This window comes from Commensalibacter oyaizuii, assembly GCF_029953265.1.
GTDB classification, from domain to species: Bacteria; Pseudomonadota; Alphaproteobacteria; order Acetobacterales; family Acetobacteraceae; genus Commensalibacter; species Commensalibacter oyaizuii.
Genome location: NZ_JASBAO010000001.1, coordinates 1,540,724 through 1,563,896, shown reverse-complemented (window position 1 = coordinate 1,563,896; position 23,173 = coordinate 1,540,724). Strand labels below are relative to the sequence as shown.

The following is a 23,173-nucleotide window of genomic DNA, read 5'->3' as shown; positions in this document are numbered from 1 at the left end:
CTGTTTATCCATTAAAATTATAGAGTTATTTGAACAAAAAAAGTAAAATCAAAGTTTTACAATATCATATTCATATCGTTTTTTTCCAGAACCTTAAGCAGGCAGCGCCAACTTTGCGTTCGTCAAGTAAACTGAATGAAGAATCCAAAGATAGAGCTTCATTAACAGCTGTTTCTGTAACAATTAATGTTTCTTTTGAAAACCAGTTTTTATTTTCCAAATTTTTTATTGCCTGAGGGACCAAATTCTGTTGATAAGGTGGATCAAAAAAAGCAAGATTACAGGGTGTATGCACCAATGGCGGTAACAAAACATCTTTATACAAGATTGTATTGAGATTTGCACGGCAAAGTTGAATGTTTTTTTCCAAGAAAGATAAGGTCTTAGTATTTTTTTCAAAAAAGTAAGCTTTTTGTGCCCCTCTGGACAATGCTTCTAATCCAATCGCCCCGGTACCAGCAAAAGCATCCAAAATAACGGCTTGTTCGACAAATGACCTATCAGCCCACGGTGCGTGTAGCAAAATATCAAACAAAGTTTGTCTGGCACGATCCGCGGTGGGACGTGTTTCCTTGCCTGGTGGGGCATATAATGTTGTGCCTTTGTATTTTCCGGCAATAATACGCATTAGTATTTACTTTTTTGAACTAGAAGTTGTAGGAAGCCCTACTTGCTCTTTGATAACTTTAAAAGAGATTTCATCAAGTTCCCCTTTTGCCAATGTCCCTAATTGAAAAGGACCATACGCAATACGGATCAGGCGATTTACTTGTAAATCAATATATTGCATAACTTTTCTAATTTCTCGATTACGTCCTTCTTGAAGGGAAACGGTAAGCCAAGAGTTATTGTTTTTTTGTGAATCTATTGTTATTCCCATCGGGGCATAGTGTGTACCCTCTACGGTTACTCCTTTTTTTAGTAGATTAAGTTTTTCAGGTATGATATTGCCAAAAACCCGCACTCTATATCGCCTGACCCAATTATTGCTGGGCAATTCCAATTTTCTGGCCAGTGAACCATCATTGGTTAGCAGTAGTAGTCCCTCACTATTTAAATCCAACCTCCCCACACTGATAACTCTGGGCATAAAAGTGGGCAATGAATCAAAAACGGTCTTACGACCCTCTGGATCTTTGTGAGTTGTAATTAAGCCTAAAGGTTTATGATAACGCCACAAACGAGTGCGTTCGGGGGTAGAAATAATTTCCCCATTAACCTTTATAATATCGTTTTCCTGAACAAAAGTCGCAGGTTGGGTAACCAATACATTATTCAGATATACTTTTCCCTCTTGAATAATTGCTTCTGCTTCACGACGCGAGGCCACACCCGCACGTGCCAACCATTTGGCAATACGCTCGCCTTTGGGTTCAGGTAGGGGTGATGAAGGAGTATCATTTGTTTTGTGCATAAAGTTTAGCCTTGGAAATTAAAGCAGAGAATATTTTACGATCGGGATATTCAATGGCAAATTCAGGGTGCCATTGTACACCAAGTAAAAAATCACGTGACGGATCTTCGATCGCTTCGATAATATTATCTTCAGCAACGGCACTGATCTTACCGGTTCCTGGGGATTTAATAGCTTGATGATGTGAAGAGTTAACTGCCCACGATGTGCGTTGACTGAGGGAAGATAAAATAGAATCTGGCTGAATTAAAACACTGTGACTGCCTTGATGAGGGGGAAGGTCTTGTTCATGGGGCAAGGCATCAGGGACATCATCTGGTAAATGTTGATATAAACTGCCCCCCAGCATGACCGCCATTAATTGTGCACCCCCACAAATACCTAATACTGGCATGTTACGTTTCCATGCCTCTTGTAATAATTGCAGTTCGAACAGCGTACGAGCTTCGTTTAACTGAGTATGATTGTAAATTTTATGTTCACTATAAAGATAAGGCGGAATGTCGAAATTGCCTCCACTAACAATTAATCCGTCAATTTTATCTAATAAAAAAGGAACTGTTTTCGAAGGAACAGGGGTAAGACCAATGGGAATCCCGCCTGCCTCAGTGGTGATGGTTGTGTAATTTTTTCTGAGTGCTAACCATGGATAATGAGAATATGCAGATGAAGAGCCTGGTAAGATATCAAGGGTAATACCGATAAGGGGTAAGGATTGAGGGATCATGTATAAATGGCTTTTCACAGCAAATAAGATGAAAGATCTATTTGTTTTTTAAGAATAAGATTTCTTTTTGTCAAAGTCTCTTTTAAATTTATCGAAGATATATTTTTTTTGCAGTAAATATTGGCTCGATTAGAGAATGCAATATGACATCATCTTTAGAAACATTTAATAAAATAATATGTTGGTAAAGGATATATGGGTGAAAAAAGAACAGGTTTCTTTTTGGAAAATGGATATAGCTTTAAAATTGGCGCAGCATGCCTGTGATACCGGTGAAATTCCTGTTGGGGCTTTAGTTATTGATAAACATGGAAATATCATTGCCCAAGCCATTAATCAGGTAGAAAACCAACAAAATCCAACAAAACATGCCGAAATTTTAGCGTTGCAGCAGGCATGCGAATTGTTGGGGCAAAAACGATTGATTGGATGTACATTGGTGGTAACTCTAGAACCCTGTTCAATGTGTGCAGGGGCTGCGTCGCACTACCGAGTAGATCGTATTGTTTTTGGCGCTTACGATCCTAAGGGTGGGGGAATAGAGCATGGTGCATGTGTGTTTTCACATCGTCAAACGTTGCATAAGCCTGAAATTATAGGTGGTGTCCAAGAGCAGGCCAGTCAAAAATTATTAAAATTTTTTTTTCAGCAGCTGCGCTAAACTCTTGTTAATTTTTGCCATAATTACTACTCATATTAAAGGTTGTGTTCATTTGAATGCGTTTAAAAATAGGTGATAAATGATCAATCTTTTTCAAAAAGGTAAAACGATTAAAGTTTTTTCTGGGATAACCCCATATGTAAAACAAGGGTTAATGGCTTCCTTGTTTTTAGGTAGCTCTCTATCTATTGGGTGTTATCAGGTTAAGGCTGCCGATATTTTAAATAATCATGCTGGTGCAATCAAGCCGGTAACTTCCGCACAGAACTTGCCGAATTTTGTCAATTTGGTAAAGCAGGTTAAACCAGCGGTGGTGTCAATTACGACGCAAATGGCTGTCGGGGGTGATGAACAAGTGATTGGGGGATTTCCTGATGGAAATAGCTTTCAGGGAGGAATTCCATTTCCGTTCCCTATGTTTCCACAGCAAATGCCTAAACAGATTATAGAGGGACGGGGATCAGGTTTTATTATTTCCCCCAATGGATATATTGTCACCAACAACCATGTAGTTAAAGATGCAAAGAAGATTACGGTATCTTTAGATGATGGTTCAAAATATCAAGCAAAAGTAATTGGTCGCGACCCAAAGACAGATCTTGCCTTACTTAAAATCCAATCAGACAAACCCTTTCCTTTCATCCAATTAGGGGATTCTAATGGTATCGAACCTGGTGAATGGGTTATTGCTGTAGGGGATCCATATGGTTTAGGTGGAACGGTGACGGCTGGTATCGTTTCTGCACGGGGGCGTGATATTGGGGATGGCCCATACGATTCTTTTATTCAGATAGATGCTCCGATTAATCGTGGAAATTCTGGTGGGCCTTTGTTCTCTCAAGATGGTAAAGTTGTCGGAGTTAATACGGCCATTTTGTCACCTTCAGGGGGATCTATTGGTATTGGTTTTGCTATTCCATCCAACACAGTTAAGAACATTATTGGCCAATTGGAAAAGAATGGTCACGTAACAAGAGGCTATTTGGGGGTGGCTGCACAAGCGATTACACCGTCAATGGTGAAAGCACTTAAATTGCCAGCACCAGACCATGGAAAAACACCAGATGGTGCATTAATTGCTTCTATTTCCCCTGGCAGTCCTGCTGAAAAAAGTGGATTAAAAGTGGGGGATGTTCTTTTATCACTGAATGGAAAAACAGTTGATAGTCCGCGGGATCTAGCCGTACGAGTGGCCTCAATCGCTCCAGGAACAACGGTGACATTTAATGTTCAACGTGATGGGATTAAAAAAGAGATCAAAGTACAAATTGCTAATTTAAACGATAATAAACCAGACAGTAAAGAGGTTGTAAATAAACCAGGTAATCTTGGCGTTGCTTTATCCCCTCTTACCCCAGAAGTAAGACAGCAAGTCGGGGTTGATGATAAGGTTAAAGGCGTTGTTATCAGCGGTATAACCAATGGTTCACCAGCGGATAAGGCTGGATTACAACCAGGAGATGTTATTGTTTCAGTTGATAATCGTGACATTGATAACCCAAAGGCGGCTATCAGTGCCGTTCATGATGCTTTAAAAAAAGATACAACGGTTCTGTTACGGGTTCTGCGCGGTAATCAAGCATTATTTGTTCCTGTTAGCACGGCCGATGGCGAATAATTCAAGATAGTATTTATTTATATTTGAAGCCAAACTTATAAGTTTGGCTTTTTTTTAATGAACAATTTGACAGTTTTTTTGTCGTGAATTAAAAGAGAAATATTAAAATTAAATGGGAGATGATATTCCTCCTGAACCGCCGCATTTGCGGTTGATGATATCTACGTAGGCCGGTATTGGGGTGGGACGTGGATCTTGTACCTATCTGGCTATGTAAATTTTAGATAGGACATAAAATGATAAATTCAATTGTAATGATCAGTGTCGGTGGTGCATTAGGCTGTTTGATGCGCTGGGGATTAGGGAACTGGCTAAATGGTCTGTTTCCTTATTTACCTTTGGGGACGTTGGCAGCAAATTGTATTGCTGGGTATTTAATTGGTGTGGCGGTTGCTCTTTTTACAATGATCCCTGCATTGGTTCCGTGGCGTTTGTTTGTGATTACAGGATTTTTAGGGGGATTGTCGACGTTTTCTTCTTTTTCTTCCGAGGTGGTACTGTCATTACAACAAGGACGGTTTTTGTGGGCTGGAACTGAAATCGTGGTTCATGTTTTATGTTCCGTTCTTTTAACGATATTAGGCATGATGACAGTATACTCTTTTCGCTAAATTGTGAAAAAAAATTAAATATATTATAAAAATAGAGTATATAAAATAAAATAATTAAATTTAACATGATTGTTAAAAATAAATAGAATAATGATTAATATAATATTCATAATAATTGATATAATACTTTATGTAAATTAAATATTAATATTATTAATTTACTATTAATTTACTATTAATTTAGTATTAATTATTTACTAATAAGTAATATTTAATTGAAAATAACTTGATTTTACTATGTTATAATTTTATTGTGTTAATGTAACAGGCACTATTGTGACTTATTTTATCTAAGAAACTATGGTTGTTTTGTTACTATATTTATTATCGTAAGGATAAAATCATGATAAGAGAACTAACGAATATAGAAGTAACTGAAGTCACAGGTGGCTTTTTAGGAATCGTAGGTCTTCTTGGTGGCCTAGGGCTAGGGGCAGGAATTCCACTTATCCCTGTTGGAGCTGTCGCTGGTGGTCTAGCAGCGCTTGTCGGTGTGGCTGGCGTTGGCGCAGCAGGGATTGGTTTGATTGCTTCGGCTTTTGGATCCAGCTTGACCGTTGCTGGTGTTCCCTTAGTTGCAGCTGGGGCCGCAGCCGCAGCCGCAGGGATTGCAGGTGCCGTTGCAGGATTTGGAGGTATGGCCGCAGGAATTGCTTTAACTGCTGTTGGTGGTCTTCTCGCTGGTTTAGATTGCTTTATTCCAATTCCATTATTGTAAAATCGAATGATTTCATAGTATGAAGATTCAAGTCAATAGATGCTATATTTTATAAAAGTGGTGTTGGCTTGAAATATTTTTATTTATTTCTATTGTCTAATATTTTATTGAAGTATTTATTTACTTTTAATTCATCATAAGTTTATTATGGTGGCTAAGGAAATAACAATATTAATTGGTACAAGGCTGTGTACCAATCTAAAGAAATAATTATTCTTATTTCATATTCAATCCAGTATCACACAAAATAAGTAATAATAAATTGTACACGAGTTTTTAGATCGTTTTATTTATGATTATTAGATCATAATCTCAGATATTATTTGTTGATATATGGCATGTTCATCTAAAAATGATTGATACGAAAAATCACGATTTTCTTCGGTTTTAAGTTTTGTGTATTTTATTTAAAGAAAATTGTGTTTAATTGTGCTTAACAGTGACAATGAAGGATCATTAGAGGTATTAAATAAATCTAATTGTATATTTTGATATTATTTTTATTAAGAGAAAGTGAATAAAATATGATTATTCAGACTGACGAGACCATTGATCTTGAAACACCGACGGGTACAATGCGTTGTCATGTTTTTCGTCCTGCTACGGAGGGAAAATATTCAGCAGTTATTTTTTATTCAGAAATTTACCAAGTAACGCAACCTATTCGACGATTAGCCGCCTATATTGCTGGACAAGGATATATCGTTCTTGTTCCAGAAGTGTATCATGAATACGAGCCTTTGGGTACAGTTTTAGCTTATGATAAAGAGGGAACTGATCGTGGTAATTGTTTAAAATTTAAAAAACCTGTTTCAGCTTATGATTCTGATGCTGACGCGGTAATTAAATGGGCCAGAACCTATACGTATTGCAACGGTAAGATTGGTACAATGGGTGTTTGCTTGGGGGGGCATTTGGCGTTGCGTGCAGCATTAAACCCCGATGTTTTGGCAGCAGCTTGTTTTTATGCAACGAACGTGCATGATTCAACTTTGGGTCAGGGCCAATCCGATGATACTATTCATCGTTTGGATGAATTAAAAGGCGAAACCATGTTTGTATGGGGAAGGCAAGATCCTCATGTTCCTTTTGAGGGCAGAATTAAAATTCAGCAGGCGTTACAAGCCGCAGGGTCTACATATGAGTGGCATGAATTTAATGCACAACATGCTTTTTTGCGTGATGAAGGGCCTAGATACGACTCAGAATTATTTCAGATTTGTATAGGGTTGGTTCTTCGTTTATTTGCGCGACGTTTATAAGGGCACATAAAGAAAAAGCATTATATAATTTAAGAAATATAATGCTTTTGAATTTATTTATTTTTCTTCTTTTTTAACATAGGCTTCAACGGGACCACTTAATTTCATAGTCATAGGTTTGCCGTCACGGGTCGTTGTATTACCAACAGTAACACGAACCCATTGTTCACTGATGCAATATTCCAAAACGTTGTCTTTTTCAACGCCTTTGAAACGAATGCCAACGCCATTGTTTAAGATTTCTTCATTAAAATAAGGGCTGGTGGGATCGGCAGAAAGACGATCTGGAAGAGTATCCGTCATGAAAAAGATTCCTTGTGAATTAGTCTATATACGTTATCGTGTATTACAAAAAAATCTTTCACTCTGACAAGTATTTTATTTATAAAGAGAAAGCTTGATGAATATTATAAAATATATTGATTAAAATTTTTTTTAATAGATGCCTTCGATATGATTGGACAACTAGCATTTTCAAATAAATTATAAGGATGGTCAGGTCATATATGTGCTTATTTTACCAATGTGGTCTGTTGTTGTGAATCGCAAAAGTGAAAGATAAATCCCAGCATAACTTATTGTCTATTGCCACGACATATTGAAACTGAGGCAATAAAAATTGCTTGTGATGGATTATTTTTTTGAAGGTAAGTTAGTATATTATTTGAGAAGCTGTATTTATTTTTTAATGATCGTAGGCATGGTTTTTTGAAATTTGCAATTCATCATATTTGGTAGAAAGTACAAGGGAAACATGCCTATTTCTTTTCACTTATGAGCAAAATTGATAGGAGATTACTCTATAGTTCCTTCTGTTGGCACTGCAAGTATTTTGTAATAAAAGGACGTTTTATAAATTTATGCTAAAGATATTTTATTTGTAAATACTTATTATTTTGAATAAAGTTAATCGATATAAATCTGTAATTTTATTAAGAATATTCAGTTGTTTTGCATTAAAGAGGAAAGATTATCAATGGTTCGGATCAGTCGATGGAAAAAATTATTATTAAGTACGATGCTGGTTCAAGGTGGAGCCATTGGTTATGGGATGCTTTCTACACCAGTAAAGGCACATGAAAGTGTTAAACCTGTTCAAGAGCAAGAAAAAAAATCAACAAACGAACAGGCTTTGATGCGTTATCCGACTTTGCATAATGATAAAATAGCATTTGTTGCCCGTGGAGATGTGTGGGAGGTCGCCAAAACTGGAGGAATGGCGCGGCGCCTAACCGCCGATACGGGTGAAGACGTGATGCCTAGATTTTCCCCCGATGGAAAATGGTTGGCATTTACTGCCAGCTACCAGGGTAACCGTGATGTCTATGTAATGCCTGCTTCGGGTGGTGTGGCAAAACGATTAACCTATCATTCCGATGTTGTGGCTTCGGCCCCTGAACGGTGGGGGCCTGATAATATGGTTGTAACCTGGACACCTGATTCAAAATCTATTGTCTTTTTATCCCGTCGTAATGCGTGGAATAGCTGGATGAGTCTTCCCTTTACAGTCCCTGTAGATGGCGGATTGCCCCAACAATTGCCTTTGGATCGATCAGGGTTCATAAGCTATGGTCCATCGGGGAATGAAATTGCATATACTCGTATATATCGCGATTTCCGCACATGGAAACGTTATGATGGTGGTCTAGCCCAAGATGTTTATACTTATAATTTTGATACCAAAAAATTAGACCAGATTACCCATTGGAAAGGAACTGATACCATCCCTATGTGGTATCAAAACAAGATTTATTTCTTATCAGATCGGGACTCTAATCGCCGTTTAAATCTATGGGTATATGATAAAACAACAGGACAGCAAAAACAGGTTACGCATTTTACGGACTATGATATCGATTTTCCATCTTTGGGGGATACGGGAATTGTATTCCAGCAGGGGGGCAAATTATATGTTTTAGATTTGCCTTCAGAGCAATTGCATCAAATATCTGTGACGGTTCCTGATGATGGAACCCGTACAATGCCACGTTATGTTGATATATCCGATGCCATTCGTAAGGTAGATCCTGCCCAACAACCAGATTATTCAATTTCCCCAAATGGTAAACGTGCTGCTTTTGCCGCCAGAGGAAATATTTTTACAGTACCTGTTGAACACGGGGTAATTCGTAATTTAATTTATTCCAGTGCTGAGGATGCCGATCATCCTGTTTGGTCGCCTGATGGTCAGTGGATTGCCTATACAACAGATCAAAATGGCGAGCAAAATTTAGCAATTCGTTCAGCACAGGGCGGCAAAGCAACGTTATTAACCAATTTTAAATCTGGCTATTTATATGCCCCACGTTTTTCACCTGATGGGAAGAAAATAGCTTTTTCGGATGGTAATCATAATTTATGGTTGATGGATCGTAATGGCGATAATTTAAAGAAAATAGCCGTTGATGATCATGCCGAAATTCATGATTTTAATTTTTCACCTGACGGGAAATGGGTGGTCTATAGTCTGACCCAGCCTAATCAACAACGTGCTTTGTGGATATATGATACCAGCCAAAACTTACCGATAAGGTTAACTTCTGGGCAAAATAACGATTATTTGCCTGTCTTTTCTCCTAATGGAAAGTACTTATATTTTGTTTCCAATCGCTATGAAAATACAGTTTTCGCCGATAATGAAATGAATGCCTTAACCGTTAAAAGTGCAGGGATTTATATTGCAACCTTGCAGTCTGACACCCCGTCTCCTTTTGCAGTACGTTCTGACGAAGGGCAAATTCGTCAAGATCAGGATCATAAAAACGATGTAGAAGAAAAGAAAAAAACAGATATCCATCCTCTTAAGATTGATATTAAAGGATTCGAGCAGCGCATTGTTCCCGTTCCTATGTCTGGTGGGGAAATTACAGATATGCAGGCTGCTGGGGACAAAATTTATTATTTATTAGCTCCACCGCAAACCATGTCTGGTGAATTTTCAGGCGAGAAACCAGCCTTACATGTTTATAATTTAAAAGAGCGCAAAGATACCGTTGTTCAAAAAGGCATTGAAAACTACAGTCTGTCTTATGATGGTCAGAAAGTTTTATATGATCAAAAAGAGTCTTGGATCGTTGCGGATGCCAAAGCAAAGCATACTGAGGATAAAACTTTAGATGTCTCGTCTTTGCGTAGTCGTGTAGAACCGCCCAAGGAATGGCAGGAAATGTTTGAAAATGCTTGGCGTTTACAGCGCGATTTGTTTGTTAATCCTAAAATGAACGATCAAGATTGGCAGGCTGTTCACGATAAATACGTTCAATTAATGCCTTTGGCTGGATCACGCTCTGATGTGAATTATATTATTGGTCAAATGGTTGGTGAAATTGGTAATTCCCACACCTATGTTGGCGGTGGTGACCAGCAAAACCCTATCAAAGCGGTCCCAACTGTATTACTTGGGGTTGATTTTGCTTATAACCCTGAAAAAGAGCGTTATGCTTTGGCCAGAATTTATAAAGGTGATAACAGTCGCAAACAATATCGCAGTCCATTAACCGAGCCTGGATTAAATATTCATGAAGGTGACTATTTATTGTCTGTAAATGGGCAAGAGATCAAAGGGAATGTTAATCCATATCAATTTTTTGTAGGATTAACGGGACCAATACAGGTATCATTCGAAGATAAAAAAACAGGTAAAATTAAAACCGTTGAGGTTAATCCATTAAAGAATGAACTTTCTTTAAAAGAACAAGCATGGATTGACCATAACCGTCAGTTGGTTGACCAGTTATCAGATGGAAAAATTGCTTATATTTATTTATCTGATATGGAAGAATTAGGAATGCAGCAATTCATTCGTCAGTTCTATTCCCAATTGGATAAACAAGCTGTTATTATCGACGACCGTTGGAATGGTGGTGGATTTATCGATCAAATTTTGTTGGAAAGATTACGCAGAATACTAGTAGGCATGACAACCAATCGTGAAAGGATGCAGTCGACGTTGCCTCAGCAGTTAATTCATGGGCCTAAAGTAACGTTAATCAATCAATATTCTGCCTCTGATGGGGATATTTTCCCTTATTATTTCCGTAAATATGGATTGGGTAAAATAATCGGTAAACGGACCTGGGGAGGGGTTCGCGGTATTCGTGGCTATTGGCCGTTGCGTGATGGGGGATATATTACCATTCCAGAAGAAAGTTTATACGGACTGAATTCGGAATGGATTATTGAAAATTATGGCGTAGATCCAGATATCGAAGTCGAAAATACCCCAGCCGAGTTACAAGAGGGACATGATAAGCAATTGGAAACAGCAGTTAATTACTTAATGAAAGAATTAAAAGATCATCCTGTATCTTTACCCCCTTCTCCAAGTTGGAGCACAGCCTATCCACCCCAAGGGGAACCATTTGGGAAAGGAGAACTGGGCCCTGAAAAACGCCCAGAATAAGTATTAAATATAAATATTCAAAAAGGCACTTTGATCACTAAAGTGCCTTTTTGATTAGGATTTTTTTAAAAACAAATTAGTAAAGAATTTAGTCAGTATGACAATAATTCAATAGTTTAAAATATATACGAAGTTTATAAAAAGGATATGAGGTGTTATGTTTTTTTATTTGTCTTTTGTTTAACTCATTAATATCGTTAAAAAATTATAAGAGTAACTTGACAATTAATTATATAATACGGAGCCTATTTTTAGAATATACATAGATTATGCCAGCTCATATTAAATGCCTTGAAATTAATATCCATCAATCAACTTTTAAAAAAATATGTAGCTAGAATTAATAGTCTTCAAATATTTAGAAATTAGAGATAAGTATTAACAATCTATTCCAAAGTTTAAGTTACTTTGTAGTGTGGTTTGTTTGAAAATTAGTTTATAATTTTTTCGTAAGCCGTTTTATTGAAAAATCCTTGAGCATTTATCTCACAGGCCCTTCTTTCTTGTTCAGTTGAAGCTTTGTAAAAATTCTTATAATTAGTAATAGCTGATTCATCCCCACTAAAAAGTCTTGTACGTACAAAATCAATATCTTTTTGAAGCATGCTGATTCTTTTGAAAATATTAACAGCTTTAGAATAGCAATGATACATATCGGATGTAATAGGTAATTGTAACTTGTCTTTTTTCAAATCTCAGATAATCATTTGAAGAACCTTATTGGGATCATACTTAATTGATTTTTCTATATTATTGATAGATTTATCAGTATTATCTAATTCTATTAATAACATGTTCGCTCTAAAACGAAGGATATTAGTCATTTGCTTTTTGTAATATCTTATCACTATCTTAAGTTTCCAAGAAAAATTGATCGTCCAAAAACAGCAAAACCTCAATAAGAAATACTCCCAAAGCTCTCCAACAGAGTTTATTTAGCATTTTCATTAATAGATATTTAGTAAAAATTACCAGCTAATTAAATATCTTAAATAAAACTATTGAAGGATCGAATCTTTTAGCATCTAATCAAAGCAACATGAAATAAAATTTATATCGCTTGATATAATTATTAAAAACGTAAGTTGAACAAAGTATTATAAAGATATGCAATTCTTATTTAGTTTTTTAGGATTGAAATCTTTGCTCATTTTAAAATTGGTTAAGTCTTGCCCATGCCGTCGGGCTTGTTGTTGGGTAATGGTTGTAAACCCACGTTTTTCGAAAAAGGGTTTGGCAGTAAGGCTGGCGTCGGTTGTAAGTGTTGAAATAGAGCGAGTGATTATTGATTGTTCTAAGGTGCTTAGGAGTTGTGTTGCTATACCTTTGCATTGATGGTCTGGATGGATATAAAGCATATCAATATGATTGGGCCTATCAAGACTAATGAATCCGACAGGTACTGTATTTATTTTAGCCACCCAAGTGATGAGTGTTAATAATTTAGCTTGCCACTGTGCAGCAGGGATATTTATCCATGCTTGGATTTGGAAATGAGTATAATCTTTAGAGGCGATTTTTCGAATTGATTGTGTAAAAATATTAAAAAGTAAATTCAGATCACTAAGGGTGAGAGTCTGAATTTCAAAATATGTTTTATTCATTAGCGAAAATATAGGTTATGTATTGGTGGTACTATGTAATCTTTGTTTTATTAAAAACGTCCTTAAAGCAGATCACACTATGAATTAATAATATAACTGATTTAGAAATATAATTAAATTATGTTATATGTTATATGGCGTATATGATACTAATTGACACAAAGTAGACATAATATGAAATTATCCTTAATTGTTCCGGTTTTTAATGAAGAGCAAACTGTCTCTATATTTTATAAAAAAATAAAAGAAAATGACCGTTTAAAACAATATAATATAGAGATTTTGTTCGTTAATGACGGTAGTACAGACAATACGGAAACAATTATAAATGCTTTGTCTCAAGAAGATAGTTCTGTAGTTGCTATTTCATTTACACGAAATTTTGGAAAAGAATCTGCGTTATTTTGTGGGTTAGAGTATGCTACAGGTGATGCCGTTATTCCTATAGATGTTGACTTGCAAGACCCAATTGAAATTATTCCTCTCTTAATTGAAAAATGGCAAAACGGCGCGGATATTGTGCTGGCCAAACGTGTTGATAGAAAAACGGATAATGTGTTAAAGCGTAAAACTGCAGAATGGTTTTATAAATTACACAATAAGATTAGTAATCCTAAAATTGAGGAGAATGTAGGGGATTTTCGACTCATATCCCGTAATATTGTCGAGGATATAAAACAACTTCATGAGAAAAATCTTTTTATGAAAGGTGTTTTCTCATGGGTTGGAGGAAAAACCGATATTGTAGAATATACACGTGAAAAGAGAGTTGAAGGAAATACTAAGTTTAATTTTTGGAAATTGTGGAATTTAGCAATAGAAGGGATCACCAGTTTTTCTACATTCCCGTTAAAAATATGGACTTATATTGGTTTTTTCTTTTCATTTGTTTCATTTATATTTGGATCTTGGATTATCTTAAAAACGCTATTGTTTGGTAACCCCGTACCTGGATATTCGTCTCTTCTTGTTTCAATATTATTCTTTGGTGGTATTCAGCTGACCGGTATAGGGATTATAGGTGAATATATTGGTCGAATATATATTGAAACAAAAAATAGACCTAGATATATAATCAAAAAGAGCAAGTCTTGACAGTAGGTTTTCTTTTATAATTATAAATAAGGAAAACTAGGAATGCTATTATGCCAATAACAGCGAAAAATAAAGTGTATTTCCATGTTTTTGGAAAATAAGAAATGGTCAGATTTCCTGAACAGTGAGCAGGAATTTGAGCAGATAATAATGCATTCTCAAAGCCAGATATCTGTACATTACATGCGAGGCCAGATGCCGTGTAACCAGGCCAAAAAGCTCTAGAAAAGATTAATGTATTTTTTTGTGCACTGTCTGGTATATAGAGTTTTATGGTGTTATTTGTCTCGTTTTTAACTGTTGTATTGGGAATAAGAGAGTATGAAAGCGTAGTGGATAAGTTACGTTTGTAATTTGCATATGTATAATCTCTTGCTCCTGTAAAAGAATTTGTAAATCCACATTGTTTGATTTGTTCAAAATTAACATTGTTATGTAAGACTACATTAGTTACATTAAGTAAATTGATCATACAAACATTGTTTAACTCTGGAATCTTGCGGAGAAGTGGTAAAAGAGCATCTTCTTGATTTAAAGTTGTATGTGGGCTATGGTGTACTATTATCTGGTCTAAAAATTTGTGACCATTTGGCGAATATCCAGTTGTCGACTTGATATCATAATATCCGAACTGTGAGGAATTTAAATCTGCTAGTTCTTTGGGCGCTTTTTGCCAACTGCCTGTTCCCCCGGAAAAAGACAGTGTATAACCACTTAGATTAAGTTTATTTAAATTTCGCAATTGATTAGGCAGATGCGATTCATACATATATTTCCCTTTTCCTACGCCAGGGAGAACGAAGATCATGATTAAAAAACAACAAAAGGGTATTAATGATAAATGTATGGTTGATGCTTCTTTTAAGTTTTTATTTTTAAAAAAAGCTAGGTACACGTAAGTTAATAAACAAAAAGTTATGAGGTTTGCGATTAGAACTTTGTTTTTTAGTTCGAAGAAACAAGTTGATATCGAAACAATTATAAAGATTGAAATAAAAAAATAGAATAATTGTTGTCTTTGCCTACTTACAGTAATTTCATACCGATTAATTACATAGAAAGTAAAAATAGTGATAATAGAGGAAAACAACGGTAAAAAGCGATATGGATATCTTAACATACCAGCTTGCGATGGCATTTGGCATAGTAAAAGTAGTAAAGCAGCTATTATAATTAAAGTTTGGGTTGTTTTGCTTTTTAAATCAATTTTTAGGAAGAAACATGAAAAAACAAAAAAAATTGTTGAAAAACCTATGGGAAAAAAAACAGTTCGGTATCCTCCCCAATAATTCATATGCTCATAATAAGATGGAGAAAAAGAAAGCAGCATTTGGGATAAAGACGGTACTAAAAAATTGTTGACATTATCCCATCCTGAGGGTCTTTCAATAAAAGCTTTAAGATAAATAAATTCAGAATATATAGGGATTGCACTTATGCCAGCGCATAAAGTGGGGAAAAACAAGTAAAATGCTGACTTTATGTCTGCTTCTGAAAAAGAAATTATAAGGCAGATTGATATTACTAAGTAACCAATAAATCCGTGGGGCCATCCCGAAACCAAGAGCCAGAAAACTGTTAAAAAATTAAATGTGTAAGCCAATCTCGTCTGGTTCTTAATCAAGTAGAAAATTGAAGCTATCGACAATATAGAAATGGCGTGTCCATTTGCAGCGTTCCACCACGGCCCTGAATATTGAAATAAGAACATAGGGTTGATTGCTAGAAATAATCCCAAAGTAACACATAGATTTCTTTTTATGTTTAGAGTACGGCCAATAATATAGCCTGAGAAACATAGTGTCATCATATTTACAAATGCAAAAAATAAACCTGTAGATATGAGAATATGGTTTGATGCATTGAGTATTGATCCAATGATGTTATGTGGTGCAAATATAGCCCGTTGTAATTCAACCATGGCATTGCCGCCAACTAAAAGATCTTTGGTGATAAATGGAATCTCACCATTTTTCCATGATTGGCCGTATTGATGCATAAATCCTAAATACTCATTTTCAGCATCATCTAATGTAAAAAAGTAATGGTTTCTTAACGTGCATATTACAATTATTAATAAAGAGAACAGCATAAAACCAAAAAACAACTTCATATTCTTTGTAAAAGACATTTTAATTTTACCTAATTATTTTTTTATTTTATATGTATATATGAAAAAAATATATAATACTCTTATTAATATGGTTTAAACTCAATGTATACAATACAAAATTTAGTCTTTCCAAAAACGTCTATAAATGCTCCTAAAGGTTTATATTATATGACAGAAAATGGTATTGCTTATCCTGACAAGGATGAAGTTAGTCTTATAATACCTAAAAATACTATTACATCTTTAGGAACATATTTTAATTATTTTTCGCTAAGAACATGGCATTCATATTGTGATTTAAAAGATTTGTCCTTCAAGATCGAAGGTAGTGGTGAGTTTATACTTACTTTATATATATCCAAACTTGAAGTTGCTTCTGAGGTTATTCTTGAAGAACATATATCATTAAATCAATCAGAAGCACATGTTAAAATACCTTACGAAAAACTTGATAATGGTATTTTGTTCTTTAAAATTACTACTAAAACGGATTGCACAATACAATCTGGATGTTTTTATACTAAATCTAAGCCACTTAATGATGTAAAACTAGGTATAGTAATTACACACTTTAATCGTAAGCAATACGTTTTACCTGCAATTGAAAGAATAAGATCACAGTTACTATCTCATTCTGAGTTTAAAGACCATATTGAATTAATTGTTGTTGACAATTCGAAAAATATTACTGCCGAAGAAAGTAAAGGAGTTACTGTAATTCCTAACGAAAATTATGGGGGATCTGGCGGCTTTACAAGAGGACTGTTACATTTAAAAGATAACGGTTTTACACATTGTTTATTTATGGATGATGATGCAAGCTGTGAAATTGAATCAATTATAAAAACATTTCGATTATTACAATACTCTAAAACACCTAAATTAGCGATATCAGGGTCAATGTTGTATGAAGAGCATCCCGAAATATTACATGAAAAAGGTGCTGTATTTAAAGAGCTTGTTTTTAGACCATTGTATCATGGTTTAAATATGATGGATTTTCATCATTTACAAATAACAGATTTAGGATTTGAAAAACCTGATTATGGTGCATGGTGGCTTTTTGCATTTAATATTTCAGATGTAAAAAACTATCCATTTCCTTTCTTTGTTAAAGGAGACGACATGTTATTTAGTTTTATGAATGATTTTAATATCATTACTGTTAATGGCATTGCTGTTTGGGGAGAAAATTTCAGTTATAAGGACGGCCCTTTTGCAAAATATCTGTCAATTCGTGCTAATTATGTTATTTGTTTGTTGGCGACTCACACCCCTTTAAAGAAATATATTAAGAACTATTTAAATTTAATCAAACTAGCTCTTTTTTCCTTTAACTATGATAGTGCGAGGGCCACAAGTCTTGGGCTTAAGGATGTCATGGAAGGGCCAGATTTTTGGTCTAGAAATATGTCTTTTGCTAGTATATCAAAGCGGGTTTCTCATTTGACTTTTGAAGAAAAAATGAAGAAATTAGATATGTCTGGATTAGGGTTAAAATTCTTACCTTTTCATGAAAGTAAACTTAACAGAGTTATAAGAATGTTAACTCTAAATAGTTTTTTGTTACCCAAATTTTTAATTAAATCAGATATTGTTTATAACAACAAAGCCTTTCATGGGGTTTTTCGTCAGTTATTCAGAGCAAAACAAGTTGTATATTATTCAAATCGATATGATACTGGATATATTGCTCGATATGATCGTAAAAGATTCTTTGAAGAATTGGCCTACAGTTTTAAGATTATGTATCAATTTATAAGATGTTTTCATGTATTAAAAAAGCAGTATCGTAAAGTGGCTCCTAAATTTATGACAGAACAATTTTGGAGAAATGTCTACAAAGATACGAAAAAATAATTTTAGTATGGCCCTAATATTTTTAGAGCCATATTAAAACAGTGGATATTTTGGTTTTACCTTGCCAAAATTTAGATCTATAATCTTGGCAGGTGGGGTAGGGATATCGTGTAATATCCTGTTGCTAAGCTGCAATGATCCAGTTTTTTGCCATGTTGGATAGGGCATTGATACCATAGATGATTATTAATTATCATTGCAAATCCATCCTCATCTTTACAGGGCTTGCGTAATCTTCCACTTACAACAGGGCATTTTTTATAGGTATCATCCTTTTGCTTTGTATAATAGCTGCCATCTGCTGGTGCGCAGTTAATACTGGGGATGCCATTGTTAATCCAGCATCGTTTGTAATTCGCATAAGCGGTCGAGGATAAAATGATAGAAATTAAACTTAAAATCGAAATAATATATATACGATTAGAATAAATAATCATTTACTGTCCTTATGATAAAGTGATGGTCAGGTATAGCATATATTTTCTACGATATGTGACCATAGCTTACGATTGCTTTGGAATAAATTCTTTTTTAGATGGATATCAGATAGTGATGAAAATAGTTAAAAAATTTTTTTTGATTGCTGCCTTGTTGATGGGAGCAGGAATATATACCAACGCTGCTAGTGCATTGGGGTTAACAAGTTCTCTTCCAAAAATTAATCAAGTAGTGCACGCAGGAAATCAACAAATTATTTTAAAATATGATAATGAATTTAATCCCTTTCGCAGTCGCATATTATTGGTGGATGCGTCAGGAATGCCGACATTAATTCCTGCAACGACAACTATGGATTATAAAGAGGTTAAGGCTACCTATCCTTTAAAAGCTAGAAAATATAAGTTGCAATGGGAGGTGTGGACATGGAAAGGCGATAAAAGCTCAGGTGAAATCCCGTTTACAGTTCAGTAAATTGATTATTCCGCTGCCAGCGTCAGACCTACACCAGCAACAAGTGGGCATAAGGGCAAAGCTATAGCAAAACATGCCCCCAATAATTCAAAATGTGGGACAAAATCAAGATTGTGTAATTGGGCATCTGTAATCATTGTACCAAATATCAGAATAGGAGTCAGAAGTGGGAAGGTCAGCAAAGGTAATAAAAAGGCATTACGCCTTGCACCCAAGGAAATGCAAGTTGTCATTCCACCAATTAAAGATAAGCAGGCCGTACCAATGAACAGGCTCGCTGTGAATATAGGGATAGCATGATAAGGAAAGTTAAACATTAGCGCCAAAGGAACACTGGAAAAAAGTAAAGGTAACCCAGTGGTTAGCCAATGGCCCGTTATTTTGGCCAAAGCAATACCAAAAGCCGGAATACCCAGTAACAGTAATTGATCAAGGGATCCGTCTTCATATTCGTGGTTAAATTGTCGTTCCAGAGGTAATAATGCTGACAGAAGGCTGCAAACCCATAAAATACCAGGGGCTATTTGTTGTAATAGTTGTGGTTCAGGGCCCAATGCTAAAGGGAACAGTGAGGCAGTTAATACAAAAAATAAAATTGTTCCTAAACTGTCTGTGCCATACCGTAAGGATAATCTTAATTCTCGACCAATAAGATGAAAAAAAATAGACATTAGAAAGGTGCTTTGACAATCGATGAAGGGGTTAGCTGTAAATATTGACTGTTTGGTAAAGGCAATGGCACATGGGTGGTGGTAATAATCATTCCATTTTCTGATTTAAATTGATTGAAAATCTCTGCCAAAATTTCCATGGTTTGTTGGTCCAGCCCAACAGAAGGCTCGTCCAGCAACCATAATCTTGCGGGCTTTAATAATATACGGGCAATTGCAACGCGTCTTTTTTGCCCAGCTGATAACATACGTGCAGGAAGATCAATTATAGAGGATAAATTGACTGTTTGAAGAGCATCACGTAGGTCGGTTTTATAAATATGGCTGACTAAAGAAAGATTCTCTCGAACAGTTAAGGCAGGTTTAAGGGAATCTTGATGACTTAACCAAGCAACATTTTGAGTATGTTGGATCAGATTATCAAAAATATTTTCATGATTCCATAAAATTTCACCAGAGTCGATTTTCTTGAACCCTGCCAATATGCGTAATAACGTGCTTTTTCCTGCACCGTTGGGACCTTGAATAATCAGGGATTCTCCAGAATTAAGGGTAAAATTAACGTTTTTTAAAACAAGTTTTTCCCCTCGAAAAGCAGACAGTTGTATAACTGATAATGAATGAGGTCGTGTTCCAGACAGGGTTTTGTATTCCTTTACCTACACACATAAGTGAAACAGCAAGTTGTCAGACATAATTGATTTTATTCGATTCGAGATATAAAAACTATATGATAATCTGTAAAGTTGTTTAATCAGCTTTAATAGATTTTGTAAAAATAAAATATACTAATTAAGGAAGCCATTATGAAACTCGTTGGCCAGGATAGTTTAAATACTTGCCGCCCTTTGGAGGTTGATGGAAAAACCTATCACTATTTTTCCCTATCAGAAGCCGAAAAAACACTAGGGTCTTTTCGTCGTTTACCTAATACATTAAAAGTATTATTAGAGAACGTATTACGTTTTGAAAATGGTCAATCTTTTACAGTCGAGAATGCTAAGGCAATTGCCGCATGGTTGAAAAACCGTCATAGTGATTCTGAGGTTCCCTTCCGTCCAGCCCGTATTTTAATGCAGGATTTCACTGGGGTGCCTGCCGTTGTTGATTTGGCTGCGATGCGTGATGGGATGATTAATTTAAAAGGTGATCCCCAAAAGGTTAATCCACTAATTCCTGTTAATTTGGTAATTGATCACTCTGTTATGGTGGACTATGCGGGGTCTTCCACAGCATTACAAAATAATATTAGTTTAGAATTTGAGCGCAACGCAGAGCGTTATGCGTTTTTACGGTGGGGACAAGAAGCATTTAAAGGATTTTCAGTAGTTCCCCCCGATACAGGTATTTGCCATCAGGTTAATCTGGAGCATATTGCCAAAGTAGTTTGGACAAACGAGGAAGACGGTAAAAATTATGCTTATCCAGATACCTTGTATGGAACAGATTCCCACACAACCATGATTAATGGTTTGGGTGTTTTGGGTTGGGGTGTAGGCGGTATTGAGGCCGAAGCAGCAATGTTAGGCCAACCGATTACCATGTTAATTCCCGATGTGATTGGATTTAGATTAACTGGTAAGCTGGCCGCTGGTGTCACAGCAACTGACTTAGTGTTAACTGTCACTGAAATGCTGCGTAAAAAAGGGGTTGTTGGTAAATTTGTTGAATTTTATGGTCCTGCCTTGGATCATTTGCCATTATACACCCGCGCAACGATTGCAAATATGGCCCCTGAATACGGGGCAACTTGTGGCTTTTTCCCTGTTGACAAACAAGCTTTGGATTATTTGCGCTTAACGGGTCGTGACGAACACCAAATCAAATTGGTTGAAGCTTATCTAAAAGCACAAGGAATGTTCCGTGATGGTAGTGCAGAAGAACCAGAATTTACCGATATTTTAGAATTAGATATTAGTCAGGTTGTTCCATCAATTTCTGGGCCTCGTCGTCCACAAGATCGTATTTCGTTAAATGATGCTAAATCTGTGTTTGAAAAAGAATTAGTGGGCGGTTTTAATGTTCCCACCGCAGATGCGGATAAATCTTATCCTGTGGCAAATGCTGATTATCAATTGGAACATGGTTCTGTGGTAATTGCTGCGATTACGTCTTGCACGAATACATCTAATGCCGAAGTGATGATGGCTGCTGGGTTATTGGCAAAAAAAGCGCATGCCCTTGGGTTGACGCGTAAGCCTTGGGTAAAAACTTCTTTGGCTCCTGGGTCAAAAGTGGCGACCGAATATTTACAAAAAGCAGGACTGACCGATGCTTTAAATGCATTGGGTTTTAATATCGTTGGATATGGTTGTACAACCTGTATTGGAAATTCTGGTCCGTTGGCACCAGAAATTGTTGATACAATTGAGAATAACAAATTGGTTGCATCGGCAGTATTATCAGGTAACCGTAATTTTGAAGGCCGTATTTCTCCCAACGTGCGTGCAAACTACTTGGCCAGCCCACCTCTGGTCGTGGCGTATGCCATTTTGGGAACACTGCGCAAAGACATCACCAAAGATCCGTTAGGGGTCTCCAAAGAGGGTAAAGAGATTTATCTAAAAGATATTTGGCCTTCAGAACAAGAGATTGCTGATGCAATGGCCTCTGCAATTTCTAAGGAAGAGTTTAAAAAAGGATACAGCCAAGTTTCAACAGGTCCCGCGGAATGGCAAGCATTAGAAGTAGCCACTGGCTCTCAGACGTATGCTTGGGCACCCGATTCCACATATGTTCGTAATCCTCCTTATTTTGAGGGCATGGGTAAAGAAGCCCCTGCCAAACGTCCCGATATCAAAGGGGCCAGAATATTGGCACTACTTGGCGATAACGTCACAACCGATCATATTTCCCCCGCAGGTTCTATTCGCAAGGATTCTCCCGCAGGGCGTTATTTGACTGAACATGGGGTAAAGGTAAACGACTTTAACTCTTATGGTTCGCGTCGGGGTAATCATGAAGTAATGATGCGCGGTACATTTGCGAATATCCGTATAAAAAACGAAATGGTTCCTGGTGTTGAGGGTGGATACAGTAAACATTATCCTGACGGTAAAGAAGGGGCCATTTACGACGTTGCAATGCAATATCAACAAGAAAAAACTCCATTGATCGTCTTTGGGGGTAAAGAATACGGTATGGGTTCATCGCGTGATTGGGCTGCCAAAGGTACTAACCTATTGGGGGTTGCGGCGGTAATTGCAGAAAGCTTTGAACGTATTCATCGCTCTAATTTGGTTGGTATGGGTGTTTTACCATTATTATTTGAGGAAGGGACAACCCGCAAAACCTTGAATTTAAAAGGCGATGAAAAAATTGATATTCTTGGTGTTGAAACTTTAAAACCACGCCAAAAATTGACAATGCGTATTCATCGTGCAGACGGCTCGACCCAAGAAGTACCATTGGTATGTCGTGTAGATACTCTAGAGGAAGTTGAGTATTATCGTCACGGGGGTATTTTGCCTTATGTTCTTCGATTAATGGCGCAATAAACTAGAAA

20 protein-coding genes and 1 riboswitch are annotated in these 23,173 nt (G+C 36.2%); of the genes, 10 read left to right on the top strand and 10 right to left on the bottom strand.

The genetic code is table 11. The features are described 5' to 3' along the window. Window positions 1–70: 70 nt before the first annotated feature. From rsmD to QJV27_RS07005, 3 genes are read right to left on the bottom strand one after another with little or no spacing between them, the layout of a single operon-like run. Window positions 71–628: a 16S rRNA (guanine(966)-N(2))-methyltransferase RsmD gene (gene rsmD, locus QJV27_RS07015; protein ID WP_281448221.1), complete on the bottom strand. Its 558-nt coding sequence runs from the start codon at window positions 626–628 to the stop codon at window positions 71–73. Between the two features lie 6 nt (window positions 629–634). Further along, window positions 635–1,414: a pseudouridine synthase gene (locus QJV27_RS07010; protein WP_281448220.1), complete on the bottom strand. Its 780-nt coding sequence runs from the start codon at window positions 1,412–1,414 to the stop codon at window positions 635–637. Continuing rightward, window positions 1,398–2,141 (bottom strand): gamma-glutamyl-gamma-aminobutyrate hydrolase family protein, encoded by a 744-nt coding sequence (locus QJV27_RS07005; RefSeq protein WP_346771188.1) that lies wholly within the window; start codon window positions 2,139–2,141, stop codon window positions 1,398–1,400. The genes QJV27_RS07010 and QJV27_RS07005 overlap by 17 nt, the downstream gene beginning before the upstream one ends. A gap of 229 nt (window positions 2,142–2,370) precedes the next feature. Between QJV27_RS07005 and QJV27_RS07000 the strand changes: the two genes are divergently transcribed. The 5 genes from QJV27_RS07000 to QJV27_RS06980 all read left to right on the top strand — a co-directional run bounded on the left by QJV27_RS07000 (window position 2,371) and on the right by QJV27_RS06980 (window position 7,011). Then, window positions 2,371–2,802, top strand: a complete 432-nt coding sequence (locus QJV27_RS07000; RefSeq protein WP_281448993.1) for a nucleoside deaminase — start codon at window positions 2,371–2,373, stop codon at window positions 2,800–2,802. A gap of 79 nt (window positions 2,803–2,881) precedes the next feature. After that, window positions 2,882–4,420 (top strand): DegQ family serine endoprotease, encoded by a 1,539-nt coding sequence (locus tag QJV27_RS06995; protein ID WP_281448219.1) that lies wholly within the window; start codon window positions 2,882–2,884, stop codon window positions 4,418–4,420. A 106-nt stretch (window positions 4,421–4,526) separates the two neighbouring features. After that, window positions 4,527–4,591: riboswitch (Fluoride riboswitch) on the top strand. 65 nt (window positions 4,592–4,656) lie between these two features. After that, a complete protein-coding gene (gene crcB, locus QJV27_RS06990; protein WP_281448218.1) occupies window positions 4,657–5,031 on the top strand; it encodes a fluoride efflux transporter CrcB in 375 nt (124 codons plus the stop codon). Window positions 5,032–5,374: 343 nt separating this feature from the next. Beyond that, a complete protein-coding gene (locus tag QJV27_RS06985) occupies window positions 5,375–5,749 on the top strand; it encodes a hypothetical protein (protein ID WP_281448217.1) in 375 nt (124 codons plus the stop codon). 524 nt (window positions 5,750–6,273) lie between these two features. After that, a complete protein-coding gene (locus QJV27_RS06980; RefSeq protein WP_281448216.1) occupies window positions 6,274–7,011 on the top strand; it encodes a dienelactone hydrolase family protein in 738 nt (245 codons plus the stop codon). A gap of 57 nt (window positions 7,012–7,068) precedes the next feature. Here QJV27_RS06980 and QJV27_RS06975 read toward each other — a convergent pair whose 3' ends face one another. Then, on the bottom strand, window positions 7,069–7,314 hold the full coding sequence (locus QJV27_RS06975) for a DUF3297 family protein (RefSeq protein WP_281448215.1): 246 nt from the start codon (window positions 7,312–7,314) through the stop codon (window positions 7,069–7,071). Window positions 7,315–7,987: 673 nt separating this feature from the next. Here QJV27_RS06975 and QJV27_RS06970 point away from each other — a divergent pair. Beyond that, window positions 7,988–11,413, top strand: coding sequence for a S41 family peptidase (locus tag QJV27_RS06970; RefSeq protein WP_281448214.1), 3,426 nt, complete (start codon window positions 7,988–7,990; stop codon window positions 11,411–11,413). 431 nt (window positions 11,414–11,844) lie between these two features. Here QJV27_RS06970 and QJV27_RS06965 read toward each other — a convergent pair whose 3' ends face one another. Further along, the gene (locus QJV27_RS06965) at window positions 11,845–12,018 is read right to left on the bottom strand and encodes a hypothetical protein (protein ID WP_281448213.1); all 174 of its coding nucleotides are present in this window, start codon (window positions 12,016–12,018) and stop codon (window positions 11,845–11,847) included. Between the two features lie 492 nt (window positions 12,019–12,510). Then, window positions 12,511–13,017, bottom strand: a complete 507-nt coding sequence (locus QJV27_RS06960) for a GNAT family N-acetyltransferase (protein ID WP_281448212.1) — start codon at window positions 13,015–13,017, stop codon at window positions 12,511–12,513. Window positions 13,018–13,191: 174 nt separating this feature from the next. On the opposite strand from QJV27_RS06960, the gene QJV27_RS06955 reads away from it, so the two are divergent. Further along, the gene (locus tag QJV27_RS06955) at window positions 13,192–14,112 is read left to right on the top strand and encodes a glycosyltransferase family 2 protein (protein ID WP_281448211.1); all 921 of its coding nucleotides are present in this window, start codon (window positions 13,192–13,194) and stop codon (window positions 14,110–14,112) included. On the opposite strand, the gene QJV27_RS06950 is transcribed toward QJV27_RS06955, so the two are convergent. Next, window positions 14,093–16,243: a hypothetical protein gene (locus QJV27_RS06950; RefSeq protein WP_281448210.1), complete on the bottom strand. Its 2,151-nt coding sequence runs from the start codon at window positions 16,241–16,243 to the stop codon at window positions 14,093–14,095. The genes QJV27_RS06955 and QJV27_RS06950 overlap by 20 nt on opposite strands. 84 nt (window positions 16,244–16,327) lie before the next feature. On the opposite strand from QJV27_RS06950, the gene QJV27_RS06945 reads away from it, so the two are divergent. Continuing rightward, entirely contained in the window at window positions 16,328–18,085 is a 1,758-nt protein-coding gene (locus QJV27_RS06945) for a glycosyltransferase (protein WP_281448209.1), read from the top strand. 77 nt (window positions 18,086–18,162) lie between these two features. On the opposite strand, the gene QJV27_RS06940 is transcribed toward QJV27_RS06945, so the two are convergent. Continuing rightward, window positions 18,163–18,522 carry a hypothetical protein gene (locus QJV27_RS06940; protein WP_281448208.1) on the bottom strand — a complete coding sequence of 120 codons (360 nt, stop codon included), beginning with the start codon at window positions 18,520–18,522 and terminating at the stop codon, window positions 18,163–18,165. A 115-nt stretch (window positions 18,523–18,637) separates the two neighbouring features. Between QJV27_RS06940 and QJV27_RS06935 the strand changes: the two genes are divergently transcribed. Next, window positions 18,638–18,997, top strand: coding sequence for a copper resistance protein CopC (locus QJV27_RS06935; protein ID WP_281448207.1), 360 nt, complete (start codon window positions 18,638–18,640; stop codon window positions 18,995–18,997). 5 nt (window positions 18,998–19,002) lie between these two features. On the opposite strand, the gene ccmB is transcribed toward QJV27_RS06935, so the two are convergent. Together ccmB and ccmA are read right to left on the bottom strand one after the other, a co-directional pair. Next, a complete protein-coding gene (gene ccmB / locus QJV27_RS06930) occupies window positions 19,003–19,668 on the bottom strand; it encodes a heme exporter protein CcmB (RefSeq protein ID WP_281448206.1) in 666 nt (221 codons plus the stop codon). Further along, on the bottom strand, window positions 19,668–20,276 hold the full coding sequence (ccmA, locus tag QJV27_RS06925; protein WP_281448992.1) for a heme ABC exporter ATP-binding protein CcmA: 609 nt from the start codon (window positions 20,274–20,276) through the stop codon (window positions 19,668–19,670). Before ccmA ends, ccmB begins: the two co-directional genes overlap by 1 nt. 198 nt (window positions 20,277–20,474) lie before the next feature. Here ccmA and acnA point away from each other — a divergent pair, with 198 nt between their 5' ends. Then, entirely contained in the window at window positions 20,475–23,165 is a 2,691-nt protein-coding gene (gene acnA, locus QJV27_RS06920) for an aconitate hydratase AcnA (protein ID WP_281448205.1), read from the top strand. The last annotated feature ends 8 nt before the right edge of the window (window positions 23,166–23,173 follow it).